At 62.3% G+C, this 6,891-nt stretch carries 10 protein-coding genes; 4 read left to right on the top strand and 6 right to left on the bottom strand.

What is annotated here, in order from left to right:
- The 3 genes from KBA32_RS15835 to KBA32_RS15825 all read left to right on the top strand — a co-directional run.
- The coding region (locus KBA32_RS15835) for an MMPL family transporter (protein ID WP_294360962.1) at positions 1 to 354 on the top strand (354 nt) is incomplete at its 5' end.
- Positions 355 to 366: 12 nt separating this feature from the next.
- Entirely contained in the window at positions 367 to 1,311 is a 945-nt protein-coding gene (gene secF / locus KBA32_RS15830; protein WP_294360959.1) for a protein translocase subunit SecF, read from the top strand.
- Between the two features lie 108 nt (positions 1,312 to 1,419).
- Positions 1,420 to 2,121, top strand: a complete 702-nt coding sequence (locus KBA32_RS15825; protein WP_294360956.1) for a cytochrome b/b6 domain-containing protein — start codon at positions 1,420 to 1,422, stop codon at positions 2,119 to 2,121.
- A 26-nt stretch (positions 2,122 to 2,147) separates the two neighbouring features.
- Here KBA32_RS15825 and KBA32_RS15820 read toward each other — a convergent pair whose 3' ends face one another.
- The 4 genes from KBA32_RS15820 to purB form a co-directional block, all read right to left on the bottom strand.
- Complete coding sequence (locus KBA32_RS15820) at positions 2,148 to 2,612, bottom strand: cytochrome c (RefSeq protein WP_294360953.1); 465 nt, start codon at positions 2,610 to 2,612, stop codon at positions 2,148 to 2,150.
- Between the two features lie 152 nt (positions 2,613 to 2,764).
- Positions 2,765 to 3,085: a DUF2322 family protein gene (locus KBA32_RS15815; RefSeq protein WP_294360950.1), complete on the bottom strand. Its 321-nt coding sequence runs from the start codon at positions 3,083 to 3,085 to the stop codon at positions 2,765 to 2,767.
- Between the two features lie 36 nt (positions 3,086 to 3,121).
- Complete coding sequence (locus KBA32_RS15810) at positions 3,122 to 3,412, bottom strand: hypothetical protein (RefSeq protein ID WP_294360947.1); 291 nt, start codon at positions 3,410 to 3,412, stop codon at positions 3,122 to 3,124.
- Positions 3,412 to 4,788, bottom strand: coding sequence for an adenylosuccinate lyase (gene purB, locus KBA32_RS15805; protein ID WP_294360944.1), 1,377 nt, complete (start codon positions 4,786 to 4,788; stop codon positions 3,412 to 3,414). The genes KBA32_RS15810 and purB overlap by 1 nt, the downstream gene beginning before the upstream one ends.
- 128 nt (positions 4,789 to 4,916) lie before the next feature.
- Here purB and KBA32_RS15800 point away from each other — a divergent pair, with 128 nt between their 5' ends.
- Positions 4,917 to 5,525, top strand: a complete 609-nt coding sequence (locus KBA32_RS15800; RefSeq protein WP_294360942.1) for a glutathione S-transferase — start codon at positions 4,917 to 4,919, stop codon at positions 5,523 to 5,525.
- Positions 5,526 to 5,574: 49 nt separating this feature from the next.
- Here KBA32_RS15800 and KBA32_RS15795 read toward each other — a convergent pair whose 3' ends face one another.
- Positions 5,575 to 6,477, bottom strand: a complete 903-nt coding sequence (locus KBA32_RS15795; RefSeq protein WP_294360938.1) for a DMT family transporter — start codon at positions 6,475 to 6,477, stop codon at positions 5,575 to 5,577.
- 15 nt (positions 6,478 to 6,492) lie between these two features.
- Positions 6,493 to 6,891 (bottom strand): ABC transporter ATP-binding protein (locus tag KBA32_RS15790; protein ID WP_294360934.1); only part of this gene is annotated, 399 nt, incomplete at its 5' end.

Below are 6,891 nucleotides of genomic sequence, written 5' to 3'. Positions count from 1 at the left end.
ATGGCGATCGACTCGAACGTGCTGATCAACGAGCGCATACGGGAAGAGTTACGCCAGGGAGCGACGCCGCAAGCGGCGATTCACACGGGTTATGACCGGGCATTCGACACGATTCTCGACTCGAACATCACCACCCTGATCGCCGGTATCGCCCTGCTCGTCTTCGGCTCCGGCCCGGTGCGCGGCTTCGCGGTCGTGCATTGCCTGGGCATCCTGACCTCGCTGTTCTCCTCGGTCGTTGTCTCTCGTGCCTTGGTCAACCTGATCTACGGCCGCCGTCGCAAGCTCGAATCGTTGTCGATCGGTCACATCTGGAAGCCGGGCAACACGACCTCTGTGGCATCGACCAAATAAGGACGTACGAAGATGGAATTCTTCCGCATCAAAAAAGATATCCCGTTCATGCGCCACGCGCTGGCGTTCAACATCTTCTCGCTCATCACCTTCCTGCTGGCCGTTTTTTTCCTGTTCTACAACGGTCTGCATCTTTCGGTCGAGTTCTCCGGCGGGACGCTGATCGAGGTCAGCTACTCGCAGGCCGCCGATCTCGAAAAGATCCGCGGCGGATTGGCGAATGCCGGCTACACCGACATCATGGTTCAGAACTTCGGTTCCAGCCAGGACGTGATGATCCGCCTGCCGCTCAAGGACGAGCAGAACTCGGCCAAGATCGGCGAATCGGTGATGGCCGCGCTGGACGCCGAAGCGCCCGGCGCGACGCTCAGCCGCGTCGAGTTCGTCGGTCCGCAGGTCGGCCGGGAACTCGCCGAGAACGGCTCGATGGCGCTCCTGCTCATGATTCTGGGTATCGTCGTCTACTTGGCGATCCGCTTCGAATGGCGCTTCGCCGTGTCGGCGATCATCGCCAACCTGCACGACGTGGTGATCATTCTCGGCTGCTTCGCCTTGTTCCAGTGGGAATTCTCGCTACCGGTCCTGGCCGCGGTGCTCGCCGTGCTGGGCTACTCGGTCAATGAATCGGTCGTCGTCTTCGACCGCGTGCGCGAGACCTTCAAGAAAGTGCGCGGTCTGACCACGCCGCAGGTGCTCGACCACGCGATCACCAGCACCATCTCGCGCACCATCATCACGCACGGCTCGACGCAGTTGATGGTGCTCTCGATGCTGCTATTCGGCGGCGAGACGCTGCACTACTTCGCCGTTGCGCTGACCATCGGCATCTGCTTCGGCATCTACTCGTCGGTGCTCGTCGCCAGCCCGCTCGTCATGTGGCTCGGCGTCTCGCGTGAGAACTTCATCAAGGTCAGCAAGCAGGTTGAAGGCGCCAACAAGGACGGCGCCGTCGTCTAGCGGCGAACTCGCTCCAGAACAACGCTGTCTGAACGGATGGCTTTACGGGCGCCAATCGGCGCCCGTATTATTTCGTCCGTCAGCCACGTCGGAATCATGGAGCGAACGATGAACACCGAGCGCATCAAAGTCTGGGATTTGCCAACCCGCATCTTTCACTGGCTGTTGTTCATCCTGATTGTCGGCGCAATCATCACTGGAAAGATGGGCGGAAGCGCAATCGATTGGCACGGGCGGTTCGGCCTGGCGACCTTCGGCCTGATCACCTTTCGCGTCGCCTGGGGTTTCATCGGTTCAAGCCACGCACGCTTTTCCGGCTTTGTGCCGAGGCTGTCTTCACTGCGCGCCTATTTGCGCGGCGACTGGCAGGGCGTCGGCCATAACCCGCTTGGCGCGCTCTCCGTCCTCGCCCTGCTCGCCATGATCTGCGTTCAGGCCGCCACCGGGATCTTCAGCAACGACGACATCGCCTTCAGCGGGCCGCTCGTCGATCTCGTCGACAAGTCGTTGAGCGACTGGCTGACCGGCATCCACCGATGGTCGATCAACATCCTCATCGCCTTGATCGTCCTGCACCTTGCCGCGATCGTGTTCTACACCAAGGTCAAGAAAGACAATCTCGTGAGACCGATGCTGACTGGCTGGAAAAACGTACAACCGGGCCAAGGAAAATCGGCGACGGGCGGCGGCCCGATCGCGTTTGCCGTGGCGCTCGCCATCGCGCTGGGCGCTGTCTACGCGGCCTCCGGCCGGTGGATCGAGCGCCCCGCCCCGACGGTTGCGACCAGCACTTCGACGCCTGCGTGGTAGCAGCAGGCAGCCCGAAGAGAGCGCTATCAGTTCTTGCGGAACTCGTCGTGGCAGGCCTTGCACGTGCCGCCGGTCTTCCCGAACTGTGCCTTGACTGCCGCAGCATCGCCGCTTGCCGCCACCTTGGCCAGTTCGTTTGCCTCCTTGATGAAGTTCATCGCCAGTTCCTTGGCCTTGTCAGGCTGTTCGAAGAACTCAGGCTTCACCCGTGTCTTTTCGCCGGCCACCTCTTTGTCCGTACCCGGAGCGAACAGCGCTCCCATACCGGAATTGGCCGTCGCCGCCACCAGGTTCGCCGCAGCGACGACCTGCTCCTTGTTGAAGTCGCCGTCGACATTCGCCTTGATCTTGCCCATGTTCCATGCCATGAAGCTGTAGCCTGACTTGCGGATCTTGATCATTTCCTCCGGTTTCAAGGCCTGTGCAGAGGCGGCTCCGGCGAGGCTGACGAGGACGGCTGCGGCGATTGCGGACGCGACGGTATTCTTCATGAATGACTCCCGGTTGACGGCTATCGATGGAAAAAACATGTACCAACCCTCGCCGAAGCGGTTGTCGAGTGTTGGAAAGCTGCCGGCTTGCCTACGCGTCATTAGGCAGCTTCGCCCACCGGGAAGTTCATCGGCGACGGATCAAAGCAGGATCACAGCGCAAAGACATGCTTGATGCGTAGCGTCTTCTTCTCTTCGATCAAACCGAGCAGGCGATCGATGTTTGGATGCTTTCCGGGAAACTGGCGCGCATCGTCGGCGTGTTCGGCAAAGAGCTCCAGCCCCTTGCGCGCCGCGTCCGGCGTGATGGCGCCGTAGGTTTGCGCCAGGTGGTTGTAGACCGCCAGCGATCCCTGGCTACCGGCCTTGTTCTCGATCGCCGCGACGACATCGCCATCGGCATCGAGGAGATTGATCGCCGCGAGATGCGAAATCCCCGGCAGTTTTTTCAGGTTTGCAGCAAATTGCGACACGTATTCAGCTCCTGTTGAACTGCGTTCAACTCAGTTTCATGGCCGTCGATGACGGGCCATTGCCAGAATCAGGCCTGTGGTCAGGCCGGCCAGAACAACCGCGAACGCACGCCCCCAGGTCGCGCGGTCGAGCCCGATCGCAAGCGTCCAGGCAACTGCCAGCAGGCATCCGACGAAAGCGCCGAACAATGCGCCTTTGAGCGCCGCCCGCAGCAAGGCAGACTGCCGCCCGCTCTCGCTGCAGCAGTACGGGCAATAGATCGAACCGTTGGGCACGTCCCGGCCGCAGCCGGGACAGACGACGAAGCGAGGCGCGTGTTCGGACATCAGATCCGGCGCGCCAGCTCGACGGCCTTGCCGGTGTAGTCCCACGGCGTCAGCTTCAACAACGCCTCCTTGGCTTCCGCAGGAATCTCCAGCGACTGCACGAACTCCTGCATGCCCTCGCGCGAAACGCGGTTGCCGCGCGTCAGTTCCTTGAGCTTTTCGTAGGGGTTGGCAATGCCGTAGCGGCGCATCACCGTCTGGATCGGTTCGGCGAGCAGTTCCCAGTTGGCGTCGAGGTCGGTGCACAGACAGTCGGCGTTGGCTTCGAGCTTGTTCAGGCCGCGCAGCAACGAATCGTAGGCCAGCAGCGTGTAGCCGAGCGCCACGCCCATGTTGCGCAACACGGTGGAGTCGGTCAGGTCGCGCTGCCAGCGCGAGATCGGCAGCTTCTCGGAGAGGTGACGCAGCACGGCGTTGGCTAGGCCGAGGTTGCCTTCCGAATTCTCGAAGTCGATCGGATTGACCTTGTGCGGCATCGTCGACGAGCCGATTTCACCGGCCTTCAGCTTCTGCTTGAAGAAGCCCAGCGAGATGTAGCCCCAGACGTCACGATCGAGGTCGATCAGGATCGTGTTGACGCGGGCGAAAGCATCGAACAGCTCGGCCATTGCGTCGTGCGGCTCGATCTGGATCGTGTACGGGTTGAATTCGAGGCCGAGCGACTCGACGAAGCGCTTCGCAAACGCTTCCCAGTCGTAGGCCGGATAAGCGGCCAGATGCGCGTTGTAGTTGCCGACCGCGCCGTTGATCTTGCCCTGCAGGCTGACCTCGGCGATGCGCTGGCGGCCGCGCTCCAGGCGATGGACGACGTTCGCCATCTCCTTGCCCAGCGTCGTCGGCGTCGCCGGCTGGCCATGCGTGCGCGACATCATCGGCAGCGCGGCGTGTTCGTGCGCCAGATCGCGCAGGCGGGCGATTGCCTTGTCCAGCGACGGCAGCATCACCTCATCGCGCGCCGCCTTGAGCATCAGCGCGTGCGACAGATTGTTGATGTCCTCCGACGTACAGGCGAAGTGGATGAACTCGGAGACGCGCATGACCTCGGGGTTGTCGGCGAGTTTCTTCTTGATCCAGTATTCGAGCGCCTTCACGTCGTGGTTGGTCACCGCCTCGATTTCCTTGACCTCGGCGGCCTGCTCCGGACCGAAGGTCGCCACCAGTTGATCAAGCGCAGCAACCGTCGCCGGAGAAAACGCCGGAATCTCGGCGAAGTGCGCCTCGGCGGCGAGCGCCTTGAGCCACTCGATCTCGACCAGCAGGCGTCGCCGGATGAGGCCGGCCTCCGAGAACTGGTCACGCAGGGGATCGACCTTGGCGGCATAGCGGCCGTCCAGAGGAGACAAGGCGGTAAGGGTATTGAAAGACATGAAGTTCATCCTTTTCGGTAAGCCCTGCATTTTACCCGGCAGACAAAACGAGCCGCAAATCGCTCAACCGCCCGATGCTATAATCAATCCGCTTAAGAAACGAACCCTCGACTCCACGACTACCACACAGGCAGCCCATGAAGCTTATCGGATCGCTGACCAGCCCCTACGTGCGCAAAGTGCGCATCGTTCTGGCCGAAAAGAAGATCGAATACGAATTCGAGCTCGACTCACCGTGGTCGCCGGGATCGAACGTTCCCAACATCAACCCGTTGGGCAAGATTCCCGTGCTGGTACTCGACGAAGAAACGACACTTTTCGATTCGCGCGTGATCAGCGAATACCTCGACAATGTCGCACCGAACAACAAGCTGATGCCGGCGCCGAACCGCGAGCGCACCGAAGTCAAGCGCTGGGAAGCGCTGGCCGACGGCATCTGCGACGCCGCCGCGCTGACCTTCCTGGAGCGGAAGCGCCCGACTGAACGGCAGGACGTCGACTGGATCACCCGCCAGGAAAGCAAGTTGATCCGTGGGCTGGAATACATGGCCGAGCAACTCGGCGAACACGCCTGGTGCATGGGCACCCACTTCTCGCTCGCCGACATCGCCAGCGGATGCGCGCTCGGCTACCTGGCGTTCCGCTTCCCCGAGATCGACTGGAGCGTGAAGCATCCGAATCTCGCGCGCCTCTACGACAAGCTGATGCAGCGCCAGGCGTTCGCGGATACGATTCCGAAGGTGTAATTCCCTTCCACCGCTACCAAGGCCTCCGATCGGAGGCCTTGTTGTTTTCTCAGCGCCCCTCTGCCCGCGCGGCCAGATAGATCCCGAGGAGCAACAACACGAAGCCCGTCCCCTGCAGCAACGCGAACAACTCGTCGAAGAACAGCCAGGCCAGCGCCGCGCTGCCGACCGGTTCACCCAGGGTAACGACGGCAACGAAGGTCGGCGAGACGTGCTTGAGCGACCAGTTGTACGAGGTATGTCCAAGCAGTTGCGGTCCGAGCGCCATACCGAGCGCGACGAGATACGCCGGCAGCGCGTAACCGGTGAGCGGCACGCCCGCGCCGCCGCAGGCGAGCAGGAGAAAGATCGACGCCACGCCGTAGGCCAGCCAGACGTAAGCCGGTAGCGGCATGTTGGCGCGCAGGCGGCGGCCGATCAGCAGATAGGCCGAAAAGCACCAGCTACCGACGAGCGCGAGGAAATTGCCGAGCAAGGGATTGCTGCCCGGCGCGCTGTTGCTGCTGTCGCTCCAGAAGATCAGCAGGCTGCCCGAGATCGAGATCGCCATGCCGACGAGCATCAAGGGCCGCGGCTTCTCGCCGAACAGGAAGAAGGACGCAAGCCCGATCCACAACAGATTGGTCGTCACCAGCGCCGTGCTGCTGGCGACCGAGGTGTATTCGAGCGAGCTGATCCAGGTCGCGAAATGCAGCGCGAGGAAAAATCCGGCGCCGAGCGCGAGCAAGCCCTGCCGCCGGTTCATCGCCAGCAAGACGCGGCGCGAACGCCACACGGCGATCGGCGTGATCAGCACGGTGGCAAAGCCAAGGCGCATCGCCGCGATCGCCAGCGACGGCAAACCGAAGCCTTGCGCGAAACGTGCCAGTACGGCGCCGAACGAGATGGCAATCAGGCCGATGCCGAGGACAACGAACGGCAGCCAGCGTGGAGGCAAAGCGTCTCGGTTCATTACAGCATCAGACAACTAAGCCGCTGCATGCCCGCCTTCCAGATACGCCGCGCGCACCTCGGGGCTAGCGAGCAATTCCTTTCCGGTTCCGGCAAGGATGATCTGCCCGTGCTGCAACACGTAGCCGCGATGCGCCGCGCGCAGGGCGTGGTGCGCGTTCTGCTCGATGAGCAGGATGGTCATGCCGTGGTCGCGGTTCAGCTCGCGGATGATCTGGAAGATCTTCTTGATGTAGAGCGGCGCGAGGCCGAGCGACGGTTCGTCGAGCAGCAGCAACTTCGGCCGTGCCATCAGCGCGCGCGCGATGGCCAGCATCTGCTGCTCGCCGCCGGACAGCGTGCCGGCGCGCTGCTCGCAACGCTCTTCGAGAATCGGGAAGAGCGCGAACATGCGCTTGAGATCGACCGCCAGGTT

Source organism: Propionivibrio sp. (genome assembly GCF_017995515.1).
Taxonomy (GTDB): domain Bacteria; phylum Pseudomonadota; class Gammaproteobacteria; order Burkholderiales; family Rhodocyclaceae; genus Propionivibrio.
The sequence above is the reverse complement of the archived record's forward strand: the minus strand, read 5'-3'. Positions and strand labels throughout refer to the sequence as shown.

Bases quoted from the DNA above. Each gene is read 5' to 3' on its own strand.
- secF (WP_294360959.1), top strand. From the start codon at position 367: ATGGAATTCTTCCGCATCAAAAAAGATATCCCGTTCATGCGCCACGCG.
- KBA32_RS15825 (WP_294360956.1), top strand. From the start codon at position 1,420: ATGAACACCGAGCGCATCAAAGTCTGGGATTTGCCAACCCGCATCTTT.
- KBA32_RS15820 (WP_294360953.1), bottom strand. From the start codon at position 2,612: ATGAAGAATACCGTCGCGTCCGCAATCGCCGCAGCCGTCCTCGTCAGC.
- KBA32_RS15810 (WP_294360947.1), bottom strand. From the start codon at position 3,412: ATGTCCGAACACGCGCCTCGCTTCGTCGTCTGTCCCGGCTGCGGCCGG.
- purB (WP_294360944.1), bottom strand. From the start codon at position 4,788: ATGAACTTCATGTCTTTCAATACCCTTACCGCCTTGTCTCCTCTGGAC.
- KBA32_RS15800 (WP_294360942.1), top strand. From the start codon at position 4,917: ATGAAGCTTATCGGATCGCTGACCAGCCCCTACGTGCGCAAAGTGCGC.
- KBA32_RS15795 (WP_294360938.1), bottom strand. From the start codon at position 6,477: ATGAACCGAGACGCTTTGCCTCCACGCTGGCTGCCGTTCGTTGTCCTC.